The 24520-nt window shown below is 35.7% G+C and carries 18 protein-coding genes; 8 read left to right on the plus strand and 10 right to left on the minus strand.

Going from position 1 to position 24520, the window contains the following annotated elements:
• Positions 1-6: 6 nt before the first annotated feature.
• On the plus strand, positions 7-897 hold the full coding sequence (locus tag Q0951_RS09340) for a lysophospholipid acyltransferase family protein (protein ID WP_299336317.1): 891 nt from the start codon (positions 7-9) through the stop codon (positions 895-897).
• Here the strand turns inward: Q0951_RS09340 and Q0951_RS09345 are convergent.
• From Q0951_RS09345 to Q0951_RS09375, 7 genes are all read right to left on the minus strand, one after another.
• Positions 894-1871, minus strand: a complete 978-nt coding sequence (locus tag Q0951_RS09345; RefSeq protein ID WP_299336318.1) for a hypothetical protein — start codon at positions 1869-1871, stop codon at positions 894-896. The genes Q0951_RS09340 and Q0951_RS09345 overlap by 4 nt on opposite strands.
• A 16-nt stretch (positions 1872-1887) precedes the next feature.
• Entirely contained in the window at positions 1888-3972 is a 2085-nt protein-coding gene (locus Q0951_RS09350) for a hypothetical protein (RefSeq protein WP_299336319.1), read from the minus strand.
• A 28-nt stretch (positions 3973-4000) separates the two neighbouring features.
• Entirely contained in the window at positions 4001-5464 is a 1464-nt protein-coding gene (locus tag Q0951_RS09355) for a RagB/SusD family nutrient uptake outer membrane protein (RefSeq protein ID WP_299336320.1), read from the minus strand.
• 6 nt (positions 5465-5470) lie between these two features.
• Entirely contained in the window at positions 5471-8497 is a 3027-nt protein-coding gene (locus tag Q0951_RS09360; protein WP_299336321.1) for a TonB-dependent receptor, read from the minus strand.
• A 358-nt stretch (positions 8498-8855) separates the two neighbouring features.
• On the minus strand, positions 8856-10364 hold the full coding sequence (locus tag Q0951_RS09365) for an aminotransferase class V-fold PLP-dependent enzyme (protein WP_299336322.1): 1509 nt from the start codon (positions 10362-10364) through the stop codon (positions 8856-8858).
• A gap of 24 nt (positions 10365-10388) precedes the next feature.
• The gene (gene glmM / locus Q0951_RS09370; protein WP_299336323.1) at positions 10389-11777 is read right to left on the minus strand and encodes a phosphoglucosamine mutase; all 1389 of its coding nucleotides are present in this window, start codon (positions 11775-11777) and stop codon (positions 10389-10391) included.
• A complete protein-coding gene (locus Q0951_RS09375) occupies positions 11777-12844 on the minus strand; it encodes an acyltransferase (RefSeq protein ID WP_299336324.1) in 1068 nt (355 codons plus the stop codon). The genes glmM and Q0951_RS09375 overlap by 1 nt, the downstream gene beginning before the upstream one ends.
• A gap of 40 nt (positions 12845-12884) precedes the next feature.
• On the opposite strand from Q0951_RS09375, the gene Q0951_RS09380 reads away from it, so the two are divergent.
• From Q0951_RS09380 to Q0951_RS09410, 7 genes are all read left to right on the plus strand, one after another.
• Entirely contained in the window at positions 12885-13496 is a 612-nt protein-coding gene (locus Q0951_RS09380) for an acyl carrier protein phosphodiesterase (protein ID WP_299336325.1), read from the plus strand.
• Positions 13483-15213: a gamma-glutamyltransferase gene (gene ggt, locus Q0951_RS09385; RefSeq protein WP_299336326.1), complete on the plus strand. Its 1731-nt coding sequence runs from the start codon at positions 13483-13485 to the stop codon at positions 15211-15213. The genes Q0951_RS09380 and ggt overlap by 14 nt, the downstream gene beginning before the upstream one ends.
• Before the next feature lie 59 nt (positions 15214-15272).
• Positions 15273-15662, plus strand: coding sequence for a hypothetical protein (locus Q0951_RS09390; RefSeq protein WP_299336327.1), 390 nt, complete (start codon positions 15273-15275; stop codon positions 15660-15662).
• A gap of 107 nt (positions 15663-15769) precedes the next feature.
• The gene (locus Q0951_RS09395) at positions 15770-19027 is read left to right on the plus strand and encodes a S41 family peptidase (RefSeq protein WP_299336328.1); all 3258 of its coding nucleotides are present in this window, start codon (positions 15770-15772) and stop codon (positions 19025-19027) included.
• Position 19028: 1 nt separating this feature from the next.
• Positions 19029-19934 (plus strand): hypothetical protein, encoded by a 906-nt coding sequence (locus tag Q0951_RS09400; RefSeq protein WP_299336329.1) that lies wholly within the window; start codon positions 19029-19031, stop codon positions 19932-19934.
• A 364-nt stretch (positions 19935-20298) separates the two neighbouring features.
• A complete protein-coding gene (locus Q0951_RS09405) occupies positions 20299-21306 on the plus strand; it encodes a hypothetical protein (RefSeq protein ID WP_299336330.1) in 1008 nt (335 codons plus the stop codon).
• Positions 21303-21686, plus strand: coding sequence for a hypothetical protein (locus tag Q0951_RS09410; protein ID WP_299336331.1), 384 nt, complete (start codon positions 21303-21305; stop codon positions 21684-21686). The genes Q0951_RS09405 and Q0951_RS09410 overlap by 4 nt, the downstream gene beginning before the upstream one ends.
• On the opposite strand, the gene Q0951_RS09415 is transcribed toward Q0951_RS09410, so the two are convergent.
• From Q0951_RS09415 to Q0951_RS09425, 3 genes are all read right to left on the minus strand, one after another.
• Positions 21679-22206 carry a hypothetical protein gene (locus Q0951_RS09415; RefSeq protein ID WP_299336332.1) on the minus strand — a complete coding sequence of 176 codons (528 nt, stop codon included), beginning with the start codon at positions 22204-22206 and terminating at the stop codon, positions 21679-21681. The genes Q0951_RS09410 and Q0951_RS09415 overlap by 8 nt on opposite strands.
• Positions 22207-22435: 229 nt before the next feature.
• The gene (locus Q0951_RS09420) at positions 22436-23965 is read right to left on the minus strand and encodes a hypothetical protein (protein ID WP_299336333.1); all 1530 of its coding nucleotides are present in this window, start codon (positions 23963-23965) and stop codon (positions 22436-22438) included.
• Complete coding sequence (locus tag Q0951_RS09425; protein ID WP_299336334.1) at positions 23958-24392, minus strand: hypothetical protein; 435 nt, start codon at positions 24390-24392, stop codon at positions 23958-23960. Before Q0951_RS09425 ends, Q0951_RS09420 begins: the two co-directional genes overlap by 8 nt.
• Positions 24393-24520 lie beyond the last annotated feature (128 nt).

Raw genomic sequence — 24520 nt, forward strand, 5'->3', positions numbered from 1 at the left:
ACATTAATGCAATTTATAATTTACATTTTAGTTTATCCTTTTTTATGGTTGGTTTCTATACTTCCATTTAGATTGTTATATGCATTTTCAGACTTCATTTATATACTGGTCTATCGCATCTTCGGATATCGTAAAAAAACAGTCCAGGCTAATTTGAGATTGGTGTTTCCAGAAAAGGACGATAAAGAAATAAATCGCATCACTAAGACATTTTATCACCATTTGTGTGATATGATGGTTGAAGCCATCAAATCCTTATCTATTTCTGAAGAAGAAATGAAAGAACGCTTCAAATTTACCAACATAGAACTTATACAAGATATTGAAAATAAAGGCCGAAGTATTGTACTCATGTGTGCTCATTATGGTAGTTGGGAATGGATCTTTATTCTACAAACCTATGTGAAATCTCAAGGTAATGCCATATATAAGCGTATCGAGAATAAATATTTTGATCGATTAGTAAAACGTATTAGAGCTAAGTACAACAGCCATTTAATCACAACTAAAGAGACGATTCCAGAACTCACGCGCTTAAAGAAGCAAGGAATCACCACAATTAATGGATTTGTGTCTGATCAAACTCCAAAGCCTTGGAAAGCATTTCATTGGACAGAATTCATGGATATTAGAGTTCCTGTTCATACTGGAGCCGAAATGTTAGCAAAAAAACTGGATATGTCTGTGGTATTCTTTAAAGTGAAACGCCTCAAACGCGGTTATTATGAAACCACATTTGAGACGTTAGCAGACTACCCTAATGATTTTAAAGACTATGAAATCACAGATAAATTTTTAAAACTTGTCGAAGACCAAATCTATGAAGCTCCAGAATATTATCTGTGGACTCATAAACGTTGGAAACACAAAGACAAGGGTCCTGAGGATTATAATTAATCCAATTCAGGAGGATCGGTTGAGTACTTGTGATACCATGCTAAAACAGGATTCAACCCATCTATAGTTCTTACATACAATGTATTTTCAGTTATAGAAATAATCTCATAAGATGATGAGCTCACATAATAGCCCATAAAGGCATCGTTAGTAAAATTCATCACAGTACCTCTTGGATTAAAATCTGGATCTGGAACTGCAGACCAATCAACCGATGTTGGTGCTAATGATACATTACTCACACCAGAAGTATCAAAGTCAAAGCAGGCATCTTCTCCAGCATCTTCGCCAATCACACTTTGATGTCCAGCATTAAAAAATGTTTGTCCGTTATTATTTAATTGAAATGTCAACTCATTATCAGCATCTTGACTAAATGTCAATTCATCATCACATAAACAATCACTAATTTCATCATTACATTTCTCAAATGGTGTCGCAGAGAAAAATGCAGGAAACCAAAATGAATCTGCTGCAATTTCTGGAGTTCCACCAACACCTAAATGACCAGGTTGTGATGCCGCTAGATACCAAACTTTTGATGCTCCTGCTCCACCTGAAAGAAAATCTTTAGCTTCCTGATCATCAAATGCACTAAATACATCTACAGATACTGAAGTACTTGTAGTAACTCCACCTGTTCCAGATGCAATAACAGTTACGACATAAGTATTCAATCCTGTAAGATTAAAACGATGCGAAATTTCTCCGGATGGAGCCACCTCTACATTTGTATTATCACCAAAGTTGTATCTATAGGTAAGCGCATTGTCTGCTGTTGCAGTAAAATTCACAAAACCAGAACCATCACCATTAGGATTCATGGCATCCTGACCAACAACTTGAACATTAAGTGTAAGGTTTGATGGCGCGATTACATCACCAAATTCCTGATCTTCGTCTTGACATGCAAATAATGTCAGTACCACTAAAAGTGATACGCTTATCTGTAATATTTTTTTTGTTATCATCATTATATTTCTTTAAGACTTATAGTTTTATGAGCTTATACTGCCAGAATACACCAGCACCAGATTCAACGTACACTTCCATAGTGTTACTATCTACCAAGGTGACATTATAAGTAATGGAAGTTGGCACAGCAACATTAGGAAGCTCTCCCTGATTGTTTGCTTTTGGCAAACCAATATAAGCACCAGTTCCACTTACCGTAATTGTTCCTGCATTTGCATCGTAAGTATAGGTTGCTGGATTTGATCCATCATGAGGTGCGACAGGCGTTCCACAACCATCACTACCACCTTGCCATCCTTCGATCCATGATTCAGCACCTAGAACATTTGAAAACGTTCCATCTGCGCCAAAAACATAAGTGTCATCAAAATAACAAGCTCTATCTGCAACACAGGCAGCATCACAACTAAACCATTGGGTATCTCCAACACTTGGTCCAACACCTAATGATCCAGCTTCAGGAGCCATTTGCCATGTTCCTGCTAGTGGATTTGGAGCCTCAGATTCTTTTACTAATCTGTATTGCCAGAACACACCTGCTCCAGATTCAATATAGACATCCATATTATTATTATCCACTAAGGTGACGTTATAAGTAATTGAACTAGGTACAGCAACATTAGGTAATTCTCCCTGATTATTGGCTTTTGGTAAACCGATATAAGCACCAGTTCCGTTTAAAGTTATTGTTCCAGCACCAGCATCGTAAGTATAGGTTGCTGGGTTAGATCCATCGTGAGGTGCTACAGGTGTTCCACAACCATCGCTACCACCTTGCCATCCTTCGATCCATGAATCAGCTCCAAGATCATTTACAAATGAGCCATCAATACCAAAGAAATAAGTATCATCAAAGTAACACGCTCTATCTGCTACACAGGCATCATCACAACTAAACCATTGAGTATCTCCAACACTAGGTCCAACTCCTAAAGATCCAGCTTCAGGAGCCATTTTCCATGTTCCAGTAATTGTTGGTGCCATAGAAGGCGACTTGTAGAAATAGACATTATCAATAAAGAAATCGAATGTACCCACTGGTACACCAGAAAATATCAACTGTTGTATTGAGCTTATTGAGGTCATACCTCCATCGATAAAATCGCTCATTGGAATCTCAAGAGAAACCCATTCATTTTGAGGTAAATTTTCAAAAACAATTTCTGCTTCAGTAGCTGCACCTCCTAAATCAACAAGTTTAACTCTGAAGGTTGTAGCATTTACAGACCAAAAGTCTAAGTGGAAAAATTCCATATCAGAGGCATCCACAGCATCTGGAGCATAAAACTCAACACCAACAAAATCAGCATCAGCATAGAACTTTGTATCATCGCCTTCTATTTGTAAATCTGTCAGTGTACTTGTACTCCAATCTGATCTCCAAGAGCTCACATTAACGTCAAGTGCATATGTGTTACTAAACATTGAGATGACATCCTCATCTGCACGACTTGGAGGTGTTGGAGCGCTTGTAAGTGGTTGTAAAATTTCAGTAACCAAAAACGCTTCAGTATATGAAGTGGTCTCAATAGCAGCACTAAATGCTGTTACTGTAATTGTATATGTTCCTGCTTCCTCATAAATAAATGAGATTCCTTCGTCAATATTGGCCATAAGAACTGTATTTGCAGGATCTCCAAAACTCACTTCATAATTCATAGCGAACTCTGCTGAAGCTGTAACGTTCACTTGTCTGGAAATAGCAGTATCGTTTTCAATAGTAACCATCAAATTCTGTGGTGCTAAAAACGCAACTTCGATGGTTTGTGTAACAGTTACCAGGTCTCCATTGATACCGGTTGCAGTGACCACGACATCATAAGTACCTTCTTCATACACATGTTGTGTACTTTCGCCTGGAATCAGTTCTCCCGAAGTACCTGAGCTATCTCCATAATCGAGTTCAAATTTTGTTGCACCCTCTCCTAAAGGTGTTAGTGTTACTAATCCAGAATTGTCTGGTGTTACAACTGCCAATACGCCAACATTTGTTGGTGCTGGTATGTTATTAATGAAGTTTGTATCGTTATCGTCTTCCGAACAGCTATGAATTAGAGCTATCAGGCAGAAGATACCAAATACGTATTTTAATGTTTTCATTGTATATTTCTTTTTTATAGTTGTTTTTTTAATATCCTGGATTTTGTTCCCATTGATTTCCTGCTAATTGTATTTCAATATCTGGTATTGGGAATAATTCATGTTTACCCGCTTGGAACCCATCAATTTCTGCAGCTGCTCTTCCTGTTCTTACCAAGTCAAAGAAGTGATGTCCTTCACCTACCAATTCAACTCGTCTTTCGTGATAAATAGCATTAGTAAGTGCTGTTCCTGTAGCAGAGACATTATTATCTGAGTTTCCAAAAGCACGCTCTCTAACACGATTCAGGTACTGCTGAGCTAACATATCATTGATACCTCCTCTATTAAGTGCTTCAGCAGCCATCAATAATACATCTGCAAAACGTATTGCTCTGTAGTTGTTTGGATTCGTAAGATTTGCATCTCCAGTGTTAGCATCACCCTGACGTGCGATATACTTTCTGTTGAAGTAGCCAGTGTGCTCAAATCCGGTAGCAAAAGTTGCTCCTGTATCTGCTGCCCAAGCATCAATATCTAAAATGGCTGTTTCTAATCTGTTGTCTCCATTTTCAAATTCATCAACAACTTCTTGTGTTGGGACATTAAAACTGAATCCAGATTCAAACTCAGGGCCAGTGTAATTTCGTATCCCATTAAACCCAACAGCAACATTACCTTCACTACATTGTAAACAACCAAAACCAGCACCTTCTTCATCAGTGTACTGAACTTCGAACACAGATTCGATATTATTTTCATTATCATTTTCAAACATAGTGCTGTAATCAGTCAGTAAATCATGCGGTCCGTTATTAATTAAATCGTTTAACACATCAGCTGATTGTTGGAATTTCTCCTGGTATAAATACACCTTCCCTAATAGAGCTTGAGCTGCTCCTTTAGTCACTCGGCCTGTTTCAGCTTGAACATAAGGTAAATTAGCAGCTGCATAAATAAGGTCTTCTTCCATTTGAGCATAGATCTCTGCTTTTGGAGTTCTACCAATAGAAAATTGATCTCCAAATAGAATTCTTTGATCTACAGCAAACGGTACATCACCAAACCATTTGACCAATTCGAAATAATAGTATGCTCTTAAAAATCGTGTTTGAGCGAGTACGCCTTCTTTACCCTCAAAATCAGTTTTATTCTGAAACTCCATAATGTAATTTGCACGATTGACACCACTATACATCCATCCCCAAATATCTCTGAGTTGTTGGTTTACTGGTGTATGAATCATGTCATCAATTTCTTGAATACCTGGAACATCAATAGCGCTTTCTCCACCTGCAAGAGTGTTATCTGAAGCTATTTCTCCTAACATAACATTTAAGTATGTGGATTGTAATAAATCATAAGCTGCAATTAATGCGCTTTGATAGTCTTCCTCTGAGTTAAAGAAATCTTCAGAGTTTTGATCTTGAGAATCTACATCGACAAAATCATCACTACAAGCAATTAAAACAAGTAGTGCAAAAACGGTAAATATTATTCTTGTTAATTTCATCTTTAATTAAAATTTTAAATTCATACCTAATAAAAATGTTTTTGGAGTTGGGTAGAAACCGTAGTCAATTCCTCCTCCTATAGCTTCTCCTGTTGAAGCAGTTGGATCATATCCTCTATACTCAGTAAGTGTTAACAAGTTAGAAGCAGACACATAAAATCTAAGCTTACTAATCTTAGAACCTTCTAAAATTTTGTCTGACAAGGTATATCCTAACTGTACATTTTGTAAACGGATAAAATCACCATCTTCTACAAAGAAGTCAGAGAATAAACTGTTAGAGTTAGCTCCAGAAGTAGCTCTTGGGAAACTATTACTAGTACCTTCGCCAGTCCATCTATCCAAGTAGTATACACTTCGGTTAGTTAGTGGTTGATTTCTTTCATAATTTCTAACAATATCATTTCCTACAGATGCGAACGCATAAGCTTGAAAATCAAAGTTCTTGTATTCAAATGAAAGATTAAGTCCCATAGTAGCATCTGGTAATGGATCACCAATATTTGTTCTATCATTATCATCAATAACACCGTCATTATTGATATCTACAAAACGGAGATCTCCAGGTTGCACAGCATCGTTAATTGTAGGATAGGCATCGACTTCAGCTTGATTTTGGAATATACCGTCTGTGACAAATCCTCTAAAGTATCCTATAGGGAAACCTTCTTCCATTCTCGCTGGTGGATCTTGTCCGACACCAAAAGCACCTCCTGACAGGAAATCACCATCTGCACTAACTTCAACAACATTGTTATCTAAGGTTGCAATATTGTATCGAACACTGAAATTAAAATCATCATTAACGACCTGGTTATATCCAATTGAGAATTCAAAACCTTTGTTCTCAACAATACCAGCATTTACAACTGGTGCACCAGAACCAGGAGCGCCAACTCCTAGAATTCCTGAAACCTGAGGCACGATTAATAAATCTTCTGTTCTTTTCTTGTAGTAATCTGCTGTAATATCTACTCTGTTATTAAAAAGTTTAGCATCTACTCCAATATCAAGTGTCTTTTGCTTTTCCCAACGAATCTCTGGATTAGAAACGGCTCCAATTGCTGTTCCAAATACCAATTCATTATCAATAACATACGTGCCTTCTCCATTTAGAAGTGATACAAATCTGAAATCAGGAATTCTATCATTTCCAAGAATACCATAAGAGGCTCTTAATTTCAAGAAACTTAAAACATCATTATTTTGCATAAAGTTTTCTTCGGAAACAATCCAACCTACAGATGCTGAAGGGAATATACCAAACTTATTCTCTGGACCAAATTTGGTAGAACCATCACGTCTCAATACAGCAGAAAGTAAGTACTTTCCTTTATAATCATATTGCAATCTTGTAAAGTAAGACAGAAGCCTAGCATCAAACTGTGCATTTCCGTTAGGAAAAATATTTTGAATATCAGAAGCTTGCTCCAAAGTCGCATTAGCCACTGTATTTCCTGGAATATCAAATCCGACAAACCCACTGAAGAATCCCTCCGTCTTAAACACTGAAGTACCAACTAACACACTTAAATTATGAGTATCGTTAAACTTCTTTTCATACTTTAAGAACGCATCAAATGTGTAATCTCTAAAAATATTATTATTAATCACAACCTCATTACGATCTCTATTGAAGACTTTTCCACTTCCGAAGAAAGCTACAGGGTTGAATACGTTAGATTCTGTTTCAGCATAGTTAAACTGATAATTAGCTTGTACTGTAAAGTTTTCAAGGAAATTGTATGATAAACTTATATTCCCAGCTATTTTATCTACAAACCCTCTGTTAAAAGTATTATCAATTTGTGCCAGAGGATTGATGACTTCGTTACCTAAACCTTCAGCAATTGTATAGGCGCCATTCTCATCTCTTACTGAAAATGTAGGTGCCATATTAAGCGCGTTGAATAACACTGAACCTAAACCATTTTCAGCTAATGATTTTCTATTGGTATGTGTAAAGATCAAACCAGAATTAAGCTTAAAGTTATCTAGGAAGTCTAAACTGTAATTTAAACGTTGTGTAATTCTTGAGAAGTTAGATTTGCTCCCGCCTACAATTCCGTCTTGCGAAAGAAAGGACGCACCGTAAGCATAAGATGACTTTTCCTTACCTCCAGAAAGCGTGGCATTAACATTGTACAACGCTGCATTTTGAAATACCTCATCCTGCCAGTCTGTACCCTGACCTAATCCAGAAACATCTGGAAACACAAGATCTTCACCATTGGCCGCAAATGCTTCGTTTACTAAAAGTGCGTACTCTGTAGCGTTTAAAGATGGAATTTTACGTGTTGTTTGCTGGAAACCTCCATAGGTGTTGATATCTACAGTTAATGGTCTGTTCTTTCTACCTGTTTTGGTTGTGATAAGAATAACACCGTTTGCTGCTCTAACACCATAGATTCCGGCTGTTGCATCTTTAAGTACATTAAGTGTTTCAATATCATTTGGATTGATTACACTTAAATCTTCAATAACATTACCATCCACAAGAATCAAAGGTCTGTTATCTCCATTTGTGGATACACCACGAATGCTAATTGTTGCTGCAGCACCAGGTGAACCCGACTGAGATGTAATATTAACACCTGCCACCTGACCTTGAAGGGCTTGCTCAATTCGTGTTGGCTTTAAGTTTTCAATGGTTTCACTCGAAACAACTGCTACAGCACCTGTGATTTCCTTTTTCTTCTGTGTACCATATCCAATAACCACAACTTCGTCCAAGGACTCTGTGTCTTCAACAAGCGAAATATTTATTGGGTTAGTGTTGGCTACAATGAATTCTTGTTCCTTGTATCCTAAATAAGTAAATACAAGTGTTGAATTGATTGATACATCTGGAATGGTGAAATTACCATCAAAGTCTGTAGATGCTCCTTTTGCAGTGTTTTTGACCAGGATGTTAACTCCTGGTAGTGGTTGTCCAGTTGCTTGATCTACAACTGTTCCTTTTACTGTTACATTTTGACTAAATGCACATACTGTAAACAGTAAAAAAACTAAGGATAAGAGTTTTGTTGTCATATAATTGATTGTTATGTTGTAAACTTAGGGGAGCATACTGATAATTCCACAAAAAAAGCCTATACAAAAAACATACAATTCAAAAAAGAGTTGAAAATATTATAGAATACTTAAAATACGCCAATTATCAGTATGTTTAAGATAAAACAAAAAAGGCATAACTACAACGATGTAGTTAAAACAGTCTTAATGTTGTGGTAATGTTGTGGTAACTTTAAGGGTTTGTTAGGATTTATTAAAACGTTGTATGGCTAATTAAAATACAGAAACATAAAACACATCTACTATAAGGTAGTTTTTTTTAACGTTGAGTTAACAATAAAATAAAAGATGTTGTAATTAAATTATTTTAAGAATTCTATAATTTGAACCAAGAATCGATGATGTCATCCTCTGAAGTATTCGTGGATACTAACGATTTATGTATAAACTCATTGGTTTCACCTTGATAGTCATAATCTTTAGACCATTCTTGATGATGCTTTGCCAATTGTTTAATGCTACTGCATACAAAAGCCATTTCTTCGTTAGTAGTTGTAGGATGAATAGACATACGAATCCAACCTGGCTTACGTACCAGATCACCAATGGATATTTCATTGGTCAGTTCATGACTGGTTTGCTGATCTACATGGAGTAAAAAATGACCGTAGGTACCAGCACAACTACAACCACCTCGTGTTTGTATTCCGAAGCGATCATTTAATAGTTTCACACCTAGGTTATAATGCAGATCATCTATATAAAATGAAATAACGCCCAATCGGTCTTGGTGTTGACCAGCAAGAATATTAATGTTTTCAATTGGAGACAGTTCATCAAAGACTGTTTGTACTAACTCATGTTCACGTTTGAGAATATTAGTAACACCCATTTGTTCTTTAAGCTTAATAGCTAAAGCCGTTTTTATAGTTTGCAAAAAACCAGGTGTACCACCATCTTCTCTATCTTCTATATTATCAATATATTTATGTTCTCCCCATGGATTTGTCCAACTTACAGTTCCTCCTCCAGGACAATCAGGAATCATATTCTTGTACAACTTCTTATTAAAAATCAAAACACCTGACGTACCTGGTCCTCCCAAAAACTTATGTGGTGAAAAGAAAATAGCATCCAAATTTTGAAGTTCGTTTTCCGGATGCATATCAATATCAACATAAGGTGCAGAACAGGCAAAATCAACAAAACAAACACCTCCATGTTTGTGCATTAATTCTGCAATATCATGATATGGTGTTTGAATACCTGTAACATTAGAACCTCCAATCACTGAAGCAATCTTTAGTGTACGATTTTTATACTTCTCTAATAAGTCTTCTAAATTTTTTAAACTGAATAAACCGTTATCATCTGGAGGAATTACCTCAACCTTAGCAATGGTCTCTAACCATGACGTTTGGTTTGAGTGGTGTTCCATATGTGTTACAAAAACAACAGGACGAATTTCATCTGGAACAGAAGTATATTTCCTCAAGTTTTCAGGCACTTTTAAACCAAGTATACGCTGAAATTTATTAACAACACCTGTCATGCCATTTCCTGAAACGATTAAAACATCATCATCATTACAATTGACATGCGCTTTAATGATATGTTTGGCTTCGTGGTATGCTTTAGTCATTGCTGTACCAGAAACTGTCGTCTCTGTATGTGTATTGGCTACAAAAGGTCCGAATTCGTTACACAATTTCTCTTCAATAGGTCTGTATAATCGTCCGGAAGCAGTCCAATCGGTATAAATAATTTTTTGGGTTCCAAAAGGCGATTCAAACTCTTGATCTATACCAATAATATGGTCTCTGAATTGATTAAAATACAATTCAAGCTCAGATGGTATAGATGAAGTTTGTTCCGTAGAAATCATATCATACAGCTTTTTGCGAAGATACTAAATATTTGCGATTGCCTTAATCTCTGATATTATACGATCTGCAAGTTCATTAGCCTCTTTCTGACTAGGAGCTTCGGTATAAATTCTTATTATAGGCTCGGTATTACTTTTTCTTAAGTGAACCCAAGAATTAGCAAAGTCGATCTTTACACCATCAATAGTGGTTAGGTTTTCTTCGGAATACTTCTCCTCCATAGCCTTTAACAATCCGTCAACGTCCAACTCAGGTGTTAACTGAATTTTTTTCTTGCTCATGTAATAACTAGGATATGATGCTCTAAGTTCGCTTACAGACATATTCCCTTCAGCAAGTAAGCTGAGAAACAATGCTACTCCAACAAGGGCGTCTCTTCCGTAGTGTAACTCAGGATAGATAATTCCACCATTACCTTCGCCTCCTATGATAGCATTATTTTTCTTCATTAAGTCCACCACATTAACCTCTCCCACAGCACTAGCTTCATAAGTACCTCCATGCTTTTCGGTAATATCACGAAGTGCTCTGGTTGAACTCATATTACTTACCGTATTCCCAGGTGTTTTGCTAAGCACATAATCGGCACAAGCTACCAATGTATATTCTTCTCCAAACATGTCACCCTTTTCATCCATAAAAGCTAAACGATCCACATCAGGATCTACAACAATTCCAAAATCAGCATGTTCTCTTACCACAGCTTCAGACAAATCGGTTAAATGTTCTTTTAAGGGTTCTGGATTGTGAGGAAAATGTCCGTTAGGTTCACAATACAACTTAACAGGATGAACACCCAATCGCTCTAATAATAATGGGATGGCAATACCTCCTGTTGAATTTACGCCATCAACAACAACCTTAAAATTAGCCTTTTCAATAGCGTCTTTATTAACTAGGTCCATTGCCAGAACTTCATCGATATGCATATCAATGTATGCATCATTTACTGTGATTTTCCCTAGGTTATCCACATCAGCAAAAGACATCTCATCAGCTTCTGCAATTTTTAAAATTTTTGCACCTTCTTCTGCATTTAAAAACTCACCTTTAGCGTCTAATAGCTTGAGAGCATTCCATTGCTTCGGATTATGACTTGCAGTTAAAATGATACCACCATCGGCATGTTCCATAGGTACTGCTACTTCAACAGTAGGTGTTGTTGATAAACCAAGATCAATAACATGAATTCCTAAACCAACCAGAGTGTTCATTACTAAATTCTGAATCATTTCTCCGGAAATTCTAGCATCTCGCCCAACAACAACTCTGTAGTGTTCTTTATTGCGTTGTTGTTTTATCCAAGTCCCGTAAGCCGAAGCAAATTTAACAGCATCGATTGGTGTTAAATTATCACCCACATGTCCGCCAATAGTTCCACGTATTCCTGAGATAGATTTTATAAGTGTCATTATCTAAATTTTGTTTTTAGTTTTAAAAAATAAGTTTCAAAATACTTGTAAGACAAATGAGCCAAAAGTATAGTTATTGCAAAAGTCAATATATAAATTAAAAGTATTGTTATCGTTTCATTAAAAATTTCAAGCTTTTGAATTTTAAGCATTAAGAAGACTACTAGGTTTAAGGCAATTACATGGTACATATAAATACCATAAGAAATATGTCCTAAGTGATTCAAAAACCTGTTTTTAATGGCTTTACCAAGATTATTATGAGCTAAGGTATGAATGAATAATCCAAATAATACCATTGTAAATGCATTTCTCATCCAACGCTCATTAAACATGAACAGATCTGTAGTAAAATACAATAAAGTTGCTAATGAGATCAGCACTGGAAAAATCGTATAATATTTTAAAAACTCTAATTTTTGCTTCTCTTCCAGAATAGCTACAATGCCTCCTGAGAACAACAAGAAATATACAAATTTATAGGTTCTTAAAACCTCAAAACTACTCAGGTGATACACAATAAAATACACTAGAGTTAAAACCGACAAAACTAATAGTACACTATTTTTCCGAATAAAAAACAATAATGGCGCTATCATCAAATAGAATTGCTCTTCAATACCAATAGACCACAGCACTTCCAAAATACCTCCTGGAGCGTATAGCTTTCCGAATACATTAGGTATAAAAAAAGTGGTCATCAAAACGCCTTCTCCCAAACTATAATTGTTTTCAAAAGGAATACCAAGTATTGGCAAAATAGTCCAGTAAAATACAAATCCGAAGATCACTATAAGATAATATAAAGGAAAGATCCTTAGAATTCTTCTCATGTAAAATTTCCGAATAGAAAACGCCTCACGTTGCTTATATCTGTAGATCAATCTAATAATTAAAAAACCGCTCAACACAAAAAACATATACACCGCTTCCGTACCTCGCTGAAAAACAGGAATATCAAAAACATACGGAAGACCTTGATTTTTGCTAAGCTGTGGAATATGAAACACCATAACCAATGATGCCAATATAAAGCGTAAGGGATCTAAATTTGGTAATCTATCCAAGTTTAAAAATTTAGAACTCAAAAATACATATATTTATTGAATGAATTTTCTAGCCCACATTTATCTATCTAATAACGAAAATGAAGTTACGATTGGTAATTTTATTGCTGATGGCATTAGAGGAAAACACTATAAAACCTTTCCTCCTGGTATACAAAAAGGAATTCTCTTGCATAGGCAAATAGACACCTTCACAGATGCACATCCAACAGTAAGACAGAGTACCAAACGCTTACATAAAAACTATGGTCACTATAGTGGTGTGATTGTCGATATATTATATGATCATTTTCTTGCAAAAAACTGGAAGCACTATTCTGAAACGCCTTTGGAAATTTACATTCAACGCTTCTATAAGCTAATGGAAGATAATTTTGAAATATTGCCTTTAAAGACCCAGCATATGTTACCACATATGATCTCGGGTAATTGGCTATCTACTTATGCTGAGATTGATGGTATTCAAAAGGTATTGAACGGCATGAACCGACGTACTAAAAACAGATCAGGCATGAATAAAGCTACCTCAGAACTCAGAGAATTCTACACGGAGTTTGAAACAGAGTTTACCTCTTTTTTTGATGAGCTGATTGTGTTTTCCAATGATATATTAAAAGAACTTGAGACAAAATTTGCCGATGAGAATCAATAGTAAAATTTTAATACTAGTTTTCCTTTGCTTAGCATATTCCTGTAAACGAGAAGTCCCTATAATTTCTAAACGCGGACTCACAACAGAAAATGCAATGGTAGTGTCTGCTCGTGCTGAAGCTTCAAAAATCGGAAGAAACATTCTCAAACAAGGTGGAAATGCTTTTGATGCTATGTTTGCTACCGAAATGGCCTTGGCGGTCACCTACCCTTATGCAGGAAATCTTGGAGGTGGTGGATTTATGGTTTACCGTTTAAATAATGGCGAAATCGGAGCGCTAGACTATCGTGAAAAAGCGCCTTTGGCTGCCAGTAGAGATATGTATTTAGATTCCCTCGGAAATGTCATTCCTAACAAAAGTACAGTAGGTGCATATGCTGTAGGTGTACCCGGAACAATTGCTGGAATTTTCAAAGCACATGAAAAATTTGGAAGTCTTCCTGTTGAAACACTTTTAAAACCAGTGATTGCATTAGCAGAAAACGGATTTATAGTCACAAAAAAACAACACAAACGATTTGCTGAGTATGACAGTATTTTTACTGTAGTCAACGGAAAACAAATCCCTTTCAATAGAACCGTAGTTGCAAAATCAATTTTCAAAAATAAAGCCTTAGCAGAAACCTTAAAACGCATTGCCAAATATGGTCGCGATGAATTTTATACTGGTGAAACAGCTACAAGATTGGTTGAATTTATAAATCAAAAGGGAGGCATCATTACTACTGAAGATCTCGCGCTATATGAAGCGCAATGGCGAGAACCTATTACATTTAAATACGATAACCTCAATATCATTTCTATGTCGCCACCTTCAAGTGGCGGACTGTGTCTAGCACAAATCATGAAAATGGTAGAGCCCTATGATATCAGCCAGTATGGTCCTAATTCATTAGAAGCGATGCAGGTAATGGTAGAAGCTGAAAAACTAGCTTATGCAGATCGTAGTTATTTTTTAGGCGATCCCGATTTTGTAAATATTCCAATAGATGAATTGCTTGATGACGACTACCTGAAAGATCGCATGAAACGTTTTTCATTTGACAAGCCAATACCTTCAGATTCTATTTCCTACGGAACGCTTCCAAATTACACTATGGAAATTTCTGAACACTTACAATTTCAGGAGTATGAAGAAACCACCCACTACTCTATTGTAGACCAATTTGGCAATGCTGTATCTGCAACGTCTACCCTAAATGGTGCTTATGGTTCAAAACTCTATGCTGATGAATTGGGCTTTTTCCTAAACAACGAAATGGACGATTTTAGTAGTAAACCTGGTGTGCCAAATGTTTACGGCCTTATAGGCGGAAAAGCCAATGCCATTGCACCTCAAAAACGCATGTTAAGTGCTATGACACCTACCATAGTAGAAAAAGACAATCAACTGTATATGGTGGTGGGCACGCCTGGAGGCTCTACCATTATTACTTCTGTCTTACAAACCATAATGAATGTACACGAATTTAATATGACCATGCAAGAGGCAGTAGATGCACCACGTTTTCATCACCAATGGTTGCCAGATCAAATACGAATGGAAGTTAATTCATTTTCTGAGGACTTACTGGAACAACTTGATGATAAAGGTTACTATGTAAACATTGAAGCGCCTCCCATAACTGCTAAGGTAGATGCCATTTTGGTTTTAGACGATGGTACTCTGGAAGGTGGTGCCGATCATCGAGGTGATGATGCAGCTGATGGATTTTAACTAATAATACCTCTAATTAGATTTTATATTAAATGCAACTAAAAAAAATCAAAATCATTGTGAAGCATATTTTAATAGTTATTATTTTTCTAACAGCAACCTTGTCGTTCGCTCAAACCGATTGTCAAAAATTTAAAATCGGTAATTTTCAAAATGTTGAAGATGGTGTTGTAGCTGCGAAACTCAAAAGAAACGATTCTATCCAGATTGAAGAATATGGACCAATTAAAGTCAAGTTAAAAATAAATTGGATAGATGATTGCAACTACAAGCTCATATTTGTAGAAGGAAACGAAGCGTTTTGGAACTCCAGACCAAAAGATAAACCTACTCCCGACCTATTTGTTAGAATTATTGAAGTCAAGGAACGTTCGTACATTCAGGAAGCAAGATTTGAACATGAGAAAGCATTCAATTATAAGAGTGAAATCTTCAGAGTTGAAGACTAAACGCTTAGGTGTTTAAAATCAATCTAATTTAACACTTTTAAAACCAATCGTTTCTACATTTTTGTATCTTTAGGTTTATAATTAATGTCTGTTTAAACCAACCCAATATGAAACGATTAATAGTTGCCTTTTTAGGCTTATTTTCTATTGCTGCTTCAGCACAAACCAAATTATTACGACAACCAACGCTTCATGGAAATGATGTGGTTTTTGTCTATGCCAACGACTTATGGAAAGCATCTATAAAAGGTGGTACTGCCTTACGACTAACCAGTGATGATGGCTATGAGTCCAGTCCGCACTTTTCAGACGATGGAAAATGGATTGCTTTTACCGCACAGTACGATGGTAATATCGACGTGTATATCATGCCAAGTGAAGGTGGTGAGCCAACACGTCTTACTTATCATTCTGCGGCAGATTTCGTGCAAGGCTGGACGCCTCAGGGAGATGTCCTCTTTCGCTCTGGACGCGAAGGCAGACCCACACAAACCAATAAATTTTTTACCGTTTCACCAAAAGGTGGTTTACCTGTAGCACTAGATATTCCTAGAGCAGCTTATGGTGAAATTTCACCTGATGGAAAACATGTGGCTTACACACCTATTACTGGTTGGGATCCTGAATGGCGTAATTACAGAGGCGGACAAGCAATGCCGATATGGATTGTAGATCTAAAAACTAAAGATCTTATCACAACGCCTCAACCAGACAAAGAGCGTCATCTTGACCCTGTATGGCTTAATGGTATCGTTTATTATTTATCTGAACGTGACTATACAAGTAATATCTGGTCATTCGACCCGAAAACAAAAGCTGAAAAACAAATCACCACACACAAAAAATTTGATGTTAAAAGTCTGGATGCAAGCAAAGATATGATTGTGTATGAGCAAGGTGGTCGTTTACATACTATTGATCCTTCTAACGGAACATCGAAAACATTAAATATTGAAGTTAAAGCAGATCTTAATTTTTCACGTGAACGTTGGGAAAGTGTTACAGGCAGACAACTCTCAAATGCCGATATCTCTCCTAACGGAAAACGTGCCGTTTTTGAGCATAGAGGTGAAATATTTACAGTTCCGAAAGAAAATGGAACCTGGAGAAATCTTACCAATTCATCTGGAGTAGCCGATCGTGCACCTGTATGGTCGCCCAAAGGTGATAAAATTGCATGGTTCTCAGACGAAAGTGGCGAATACCGATTGGTTATTGCCGATCAGGATGGTCAAAATCAATCGTCTATCAAACTACCAAACAACACCTTCTATTTTGAACCTGACTGGTCGCCTGATGGAAAACACATTGCATATACGGATACCGATTTCAATATTTGGGTGATTAATTTAGAAACTAAAAAGGCAGTCATTGCGGATACTGAAAGTTATGCTCATCCTAACCGTTCTATGAATCCTGTGTGGTCACCAGATAGTAAGTGGATTGCTTATGCGAAACAAAATAACAGTAGCTTTAAATCAATCTATGCCTACAATGTAGATTCTAAAAAGATCATCCCAGTAACAGACCCTATTGCCGATGCTATTGATCCAATTTGGGATGCATCTGGAAAGTATTTGTACACCTTAGCGAGTACTAATTACGGATTGGCAACAGGCTGGTTAGATATGAGTTCGTACGATCCTGAAACCACACGTAGTTTATACACCATAGTTTTGAATTCAAAAGATAAAGCTCCTAATCACATCAAAACTGATGAGGAAGCTTCAAATGGTAAAGAAGACAAAAACGAGGGTAAGAAAAATGATAAGTCATCTGATGACAAAAAAGAAGATAAAGCTTCTGGAGTGACTGTTACCATTGATACTAATGAGTTATTTGATAGAGCTGTAGCCATGAGTCTTCCAAACGGAAATTATGTGGCTCTCGGTAAAGCTCCTAAAGGACATGTGTTTGTCGTTGAAGCTACCGATGATGGACTTAAAGTACATAACTACGATACAGAAAAAGATAAAGCTGAAGATTTTGCAGACGGCATTTCAGATATGATCATTTCCGAAGATAGAAATTCAACATTGATTAATAAAAATGGGCAATGGGCCATTGTTGGCACTAAAGGGAAAGCTAATTTTGGAAAAGGCAAAATCAATACTAATCTTAAAATAAAAATTGATCCTAAAGAAGAATATCATCAAATATTTAAAGAGGGCTGGCGTTTTATGCGTGATTTTCTTTATGTTGACAATGTGCATGGCGCCCCTTGGGACGATGTGTATAAATGGTATTCGCCATGGATAGATCATGTGCGCCATAGAACCGATCTTAACTATGTGGTAGATATTATGAGTGGTGAAGTTGCTGTCGGACATTCATACGTGTCTGGTGGTGATTTACCTGACGTAGATTTTGTTCCTGTTGGTTTATTAGGAGCAGATCTTAAAGCAGACAAAGGGTATTATAAGATCACAAAGATCTATTCTGGTGAGCGTTGGAATCCAGGAACAAATGCGCCTTTAGCACAACCTGGAGTTGACATCAATGAAGGGGATTATATCTTAGCCATAAACGGAACAAATGTTTCAGGAAAGAATCCGTATCAACTTTTAGAACAAACTGCTGGACGAGAAATCCATATTACTGTAAATAGCAAAGCATCAATGGATGGCTCAAAAACTGTTCTAGTAAAGCCTGTTAGAAGTGAGCGTAATCTACGCTATGTGGATTGGGTTGAAGGTAATCGTCGTAAAGTAGACGAATTATCCAACGGAAAACTAGCCTACGTCTATGTGCCAAACACAGGTGGTGGAGGCTTTACCTCGTTTAACCGTTATTATTTCTCTCAGCAGGATAAGAAAGGGGCTATTATTGACGAACGAAATAATGGAGGAGGTTCTGCTGCCGATTATATGATTGATATTATGAATCGTAAGCTTTTTGGATATTTTAACAGTAAAACCAATACCAACCGACCATGGACCACACCAATGGCTGGTATTTGGGGACCAAAAGTGATGATTATCAACGAACGTGCTGGTTCTGGTGGTGACTTACTTCCATACATGTTTAAAATGGCTGATATTGGCACACTGGTAGGAACAAGAACCTGGGGCGGACTCGTAGGAACTTGGGATACACCTCGATTTATTGATGGAGGTCGAATGGTGGCTCCTCGTGGCGGATTTTATGATGTGGACGGAAATTGGGCCGTTGAAGGCATAGGTATTGCTCCAGATATTGAAGTAATTCAACATCCAAAATTAGTGAGTCAGGGACAAGATCCGCAGTTGGAACGTGCTGTTGAAGAAGCCATGAAACAATTGAGAAACAACGAATTTGAATTACAGCCAGAACCTGCTCCTCCAATCAGATCGAAACGTCCTGCAGGTTATAAAAACGATAATTAATTTGAACACATTATACGACGTGGTTATCCTTACTGATAGTCGCTACCTTAACGATTCTAAAACAGACACCTACAAGCATAATGTATACTATGAAGACCGTTTGGTATATCATGCTTTAGAGCAGGTCGGACTTAAAACACTTCGTCTTGCATGGGATGATATGTTCTTTGACTGGTCTACAACCAAATCGGTATTATTCCGTACCACATGGGACTATTTTGATCGTTTTGATGAATTTTCAGAATGGTTGGAAATTGTGACTAAACAGACAACTTTACTTAATTCTGAAGCCATTATCCGATGGAATATAGACAAGCATTATCTTTTAGACCTTCAGAACAATGGTGTGCATATTGCTGAGAGTCATTTTATCGAACAAGATGCAAAAGTTACGCTGGCACAACTTCATGATATTTTAGATTGGAATAACACCGTTCTTAAACCTTGTATATCTGGTGCTGCTAGACATACGTATAAACTCAATCCTGATAATCTGGAAGCTCATGAAGATATCTTTCAAGAGTTAATTGCCAACGAAGCGATGATGCTTCAACCTTTTCAGCATAATATTGTCACCAAAGGGGAAATTTCTATGATGGTGTTTAATGGACAATTCTCACATGCCATCCTGAAAAAGGCAAAACCTGGTGATTTCAGAGTTCAGGATGATTTTGGAGGAAGTATACATAACTATTCACCAACAGAAAGTGAAATCCTATTTGCAGAAACCGCTGTTAAGGCTTGTCCGGAATTACCCATTTATGCCAGAGTAGATATCTTTGAGGACAATAATGGGGAAATAGCGCTTTCAGAGTTAGAACTCATTGAACCTGAGCTTTGGTTTAGACATCATAAAGACGCAGCATTAGCTTTAGCTGAAGGCGTCAAAGAAAAAATTTCCAAATAATTCCATTTTTATTTTGTAGCTAAGATGTCTATTCAATGCTATAGCAATTAGTAAACCACCATAAGTTTAAATCTTAGGATCCATCCGACGAAGCGAAGCGTTGGAAACAAAAAGCTGTTTGAAACTTCGCGCGTAGCGAAGTTGAGTTCTTTTTGTTTAGCTTTCAAGGAATAGATGGATAAGATTTAAAGTTCAGGCTAGACTTTTTTGGTTATTTTTTCGGCAATGGAAAAAAGAACAGGAAACTAAACTATTTGTAACTTTACCAAAAATATAACGCGTGCCAAAACCAAAAAAAATACTAAAAATCGTAGGAGGTATAATTGTTTTTTTTACCCTGCCTTCTCTACTATTCTTTGCATTTATGTATTTTAAATACAATGAAGAGTTACCAACTGGATCGCAAGGACAAGCCGCAGATCAATTGGCAATAAAAATGCTTGATGCACTTAATCATGAGGCATACAAAGCTACAGACTACATTGAATTTACGTTTAAAAAACGTCACCATTACAAATGGATCAAAGCTGAAAACACATGCGAAGTGTATTGGAAAAATATCATGGTACATTTAGATTTAGCAAATCATGATAATTCCTTGGTTACTGTTTCTAATGAACCCTATACAGGTGAAGACGTTGATGAATATATTAACAAAGCCTTAGACTTATTCAATAACGACACCTTTTGGTTAGTAGCACCATATAAGGTTTTTGATCCAGGTGTGGAACGACGATTAGTTACTACGGAAAATGACAAAGAGGCACTTTTAGTGACTTATACTGATGGAGGCTCAACTCCTGGCGACTCGTATCTTTGGCATTTTGACAACAACGGAAAACCAAAAAGCTACCAAATGTGGGTGGATATTTTACCTATTGACGGACTCGAAGCGTCATGGACTGATTGGACGACAACTGATACTGGTGCACAACTACCAACCTTTCATAAACTCTTGTTTATGGGCTTGGAAATTGAGGATATAAAAACATCACAATTATTAGAAAAAAAACTTACATCTCAAAGTTGCAATTGTATTTATGAAGGTGATAATACTGATATTAATATATTTTTAAATGTAGAGGCTATAACAGAAGATAATAAACTTACTGTTTTAGGTAATATTTTTAATTTCACAAATCATGAAGCCTCAATTATTTATGAATATGACTCTGAGAATTCCACCTTAAGCACCTCTCAACCAAAATCAATTTCAGCACAAATAGAACCTTACAGAAGATATAGTGCTGAAATTAAAGATTCAACTGCTACAGGCTTTAAAATGGAAATATCCTCCAAAGGAGAACACCATACAAAAATGAATAGAACTATACTCCTAGATTGCAGAATTATAAATAAAAAGCACAATTGAAAGACATTTTCAACTACACTTACGAGTTCCTAATGTTCTTATCCAGACTTACTGGTTTTACTTATAAAGAAGTCAATATTATTATTTGGTTTATCCTGATTCCGTTATCATGGATGTTTCTTATTGATAAAATAAGAGGTAAGCACTTTTTTAAAATAGGCTTTTTAATTATTGTACTACTTATAGTAGTAATGATAAGAGATTTTTCAAGATTTTCTAATCAACTATTTGATCACTCAGCTAACTTCTTACGAGGTTTTGATGCGATAGGTAGTAACTACACAGCTTCTTCTGTGATCATCTGTTTAATGGTGCCTTTGATTATTTACTTAATGCTTATAGAGAAGGCATATTTCAGAAATAGGAAATCATCTACTTAGTCCTCTGCCCAACAAACTGCTGAGATTTCAGTTTAAACAACACATTAAACGTGGTTAAACTTCCATAGCTACGCGTGATATATTGTTGTAAATCTATTTTTTCCTGTTCGTCCAAATTCTTACTAGAATTAATTTTCTGCTCCATCACACGTAAACGATCACGCACCATGGTAATTTTATGAAAAAACTGATTGATTGGCAATTCTTTGCCTTGCAATGACGTATCGCCAGGTTCTAAAATCAATGTTCCACCTTTCCATTTATCAGCAATTGGAATCACTTCAGTAACATCACTCCAACGTTTTAAAATATGAACCAGACTACTCTCGACTTCGGCAAAACTTACAGTATCTACATCATCTTCACAAGCTTCTATAACCTCAAAGTCACTATCAATATCTATGGTCTCTAATCCGTTGTCCATAAAAGTCACCCAATAGTGTTTTGATGTCACGTTTGTAACGACGCCCTTTCCAAATTCGCTGTGGTTAATTCTTGAACCTATTCCTAATAATTGCATGCTGATAATTGTTTATAATTATATTACAAGTATAATAAATTTAAAAAACGCTATAAAGTTAATTATAGATTTACTAACCTATATTTTAAAAGAAGCATAAAATAAATATTCTTACAGGTACTGAGTTTTGATCTATAAATTATGGAAAATGGAAAAATCGATGTTTCGCTAAATACTGAAACTACTATAGAATCACAATTATTAAAAAAAATTATTTCAGGTCTTTAGATTATAGTTTTTGACAGACATAACCATAACTTGCATAATTACTACCACAATATTCTTGGAAAACAGGACTTAGAGCAATAATGTCACCTGGATCAATGGAATTATAAACTAGTCGTTTACCCAAATCAGCATTGGTGTAAGCAAAAACACAATTCATCTTACCTTGGGGCTTACTTTTAAATTGATCCTTTTTGAAATATCCTATTATTCCTATGTTAAACAGTTTATCAAATAAATCCCTTTCTTCATCAATACTTTCTATTCCAAACATTCTAGACATTCTATCAATAAATTTTGAAGATTCTATTGTACATGATATTGAATTCCATGAATGAAGAAATTGGGTAATGCCTGGTATTGAATATTCCAATTCTGCAGAGATTAATTCTGCTAATTTTTTATTAGTCCTACTAACTACTTTTGGTATTAAAGAGGGATGCACTTTAAAATTATCATTGTTTTTATCCCATTCGCTAAAAATATATTGCAAATGTATCAAAAGGTGTCTAGGTCGATAAAGAGTATGTCTTATTATGTACTCGAAAGTGTTTTCTTCAACTGAATGAATGTTGTTTCTGACTTTATCTGGCATATGTTCAGCCCATAAAACATCAAAGTCATTAGATTTAGTTTTACTGTATGGCATGAGTCTCTTAGCTACTAATAGTTTAAACTCTTCAATACTCCATCCTAAATAATGTCTGTTGAATATAAATTTGTCAGAATCAAAATGTGAGTTTCTTACACCATCAGTTAGTTCTCTTGGTAAAAACGCCTTATAAGAAAATCTTTCATTAATAACCCTATCTTTTGAATTTTTATATATAGCATCTACAAGTCCAGAAAAAATTGCTTTTCTAGATTCTTCACTATGATCAATAATTGAGTCAAAACCATCTAAACAGATTAAAACCTTTTTAGAATCTGAGGCAATTGACTCAACGATTTGTTCAAATAGCTTAAATAATTCATCATCGTACTTTTTGTCCACCTCTTCAAATTGAGATTGTGTCAAACCCAAGGGAGAAGACTCTTTGGTTTCATATCCTAATTTTGCAATTCTATCAATCAAATTTTGAATATAATTCAATATTCTACTATTTGATTTTGTATTGGTATACCTTCTAGATAACACTAAATTATCTACTTGTTTTTTGAATTTATTATCTTCTGGTAATAGTGATGCATAGGCTTCAATTGAATATAGCAACAATACATTTCTCCATGTATGACTAGCTAATTTAATTAACTCCTTATGAGTAGTAGCTTGTAAGGAAATTAAAGCTGCATGTATTTGTGTAAAACTCAGACTATCCAGATTAATTATTTTCGTCACAAGAAAGTCATCTTTCTTGATTTCATTTAGAGCCCTACAAAGAGCACTTTTACCACTACCTTTTAATCCAAAAACAATATCAGAATCATCATCCAGTATTTTATCAAGATCCTGTACTTCGATAAAATGTTCTTTAAATTTTGGATCAGAATGCGCCTCCATCGCTCCTAAATCTCTTTTTATTTTTTTATTCATTTTTTTTATTTAATTCGTTTTTTTTACCAGAAAGAACCAAGATGAAAAAAGATGCTGATGATATAAATAATAAGGTTATTCTGATGGATATTTTCATAAAATTATTTTCTTTATAGTCTAAAGATATAAACGAATTTAATATAGCTGCAATTGTAACAACAACAACAATCAAGAATAATAAACCAATAAAATTATGATTAATCTTCTTGTTGGTTGATGATAATGATTTAAGATATAAAGCTACACCTTGAAAACTCAAAAAAATAATTGCAATCCCCCATTCTGGAGACTTAAAAAAATAAGTCCAATCATGTTTATGCATTGCTTCAAGAGAAATGTAAATCGAAACGGGTAATATTATTAACAAGTATTCATAAATTACGGGTAGAATATCTCTCCTTGAAGTTTTATTTAAATGTTCTTCCATAAGAAATCAATTTGGATAGCAAAATAATTTATTCAGATTTAAATTCCTATACGTAGAACTACGTATATTTTAACAAAACTCTAAATAACCCATACCTACTTTTTAGGGCTAAAATGAGTATCTTTGCA

It is taken from the genome of uncultured Psychroserpens sp., from assembly GCF_947501425.1.
Classification (GTDB): domain Bacteria; phylum Bacteroidota; class Bacteroidia; order Flavobacteriales; family Flavobacteriaceae; genus Psychroserpens.

Excerpts from the sequence above, each read along its gene's own strand:
- Q0951_RS09340 (WP_299336317.1), top strand. The coding sequence starts at position 7 with ATGCAATTTATAATTTACATTTTAGTTTATCCTTTTTTATGGTTGGTT.
- Q0951_RS09345 (WP_299336318.1), bottom strand. The coding sequence starts at position 1,871 with ATGATGATAACAAAAAAAATATTACAGATAAGCGTATCACTTTTAGTG.
- Q0951_RS09350 (WP_299336319.1), bottom strand. The coding sequence starts at position 3,972 with ATGAAAACATTAAAATACGTATTTGGTATCTTCTGCCTGATAGCTCTA.
- Q0951_RS09355 (WP_299336320.1), bottom strand. The coding sequence starts at position 5,464 with ATGAAATTAACAAGAATAATATTTACCGTTTTTGCACTACTTGTTTTA.
- Q0951_RS09360 (WP_299336321.1), bottom strand. The coding sequence starts at position 8,497 with ATGACAACAAAACTCTTATCCTTAGTTTTTTTACTGTTTACAGTATGT.
- Q0951_RS09365 (WP_299336322.1), bottom strand. The coding sequence starts at position 10,364 with ATGATTTCTACGGAACAAACTTCATCTATACCATCTGAGCTTGAATTG.
- glmM (WP_299336323.1), bottom strand. The coding sequence starts at position 11,777 with ATGACACTTATAAAATCTATCTCAGGAATACGTGGAACTATTGGCGGA.
- Q0951_RS09380 (WP_299336325.1), top strand. The coding sequence starts at position 12,885 with ATGAATTTTCTAGCCCACATTTATCTATCTAATAACGAAAATGAAGTT.
- ggt (WP_299336326.1), top strand. The coding sequence starts at position 13,483 with ATGAGAATCAATAGTAAAATTTTAATACTAGTTTTCCTTTGCTTAGCA.
- Q0951_RS09395 (WP_299336328.1), top strand. The coding sequence starts at position 15,770 with ATGAAACGATTAATAGTTGCCTTTTTAGGCTTATTTTCTATTGCTGCT.
- Q0951_RS09405 (WP_299336330.1), top strand. The coding sequence starts at position 20,299 with ATGTATTTTAAATACAATGAAGAGTTACCAACTGGATCGCAAGGACAA.
- Q0951_RS09415 (WP_299336332.1), bottom strand. The coding sequence starts at position 22,206 with ATGCAATTATTAGGAATAGGTTCAAGAATTAACCACAGCGAATTTGGA.
- Q0951_RS09420 (WP_299336333.1), bottom strand. The coding sequence starts at position 23,965 with ATGAATAAAAAAATAAAAAGAGATTTAGGAGCGATGGAGGCGCATTCT.
- Q0951_RS09425 (WP_299336334.1), bottom strand. The coding sequence starts at position 24,392 with ATGGAAGAACATTTAAATAAAACTTCAAGGAGAGATATTCTACCCGTA.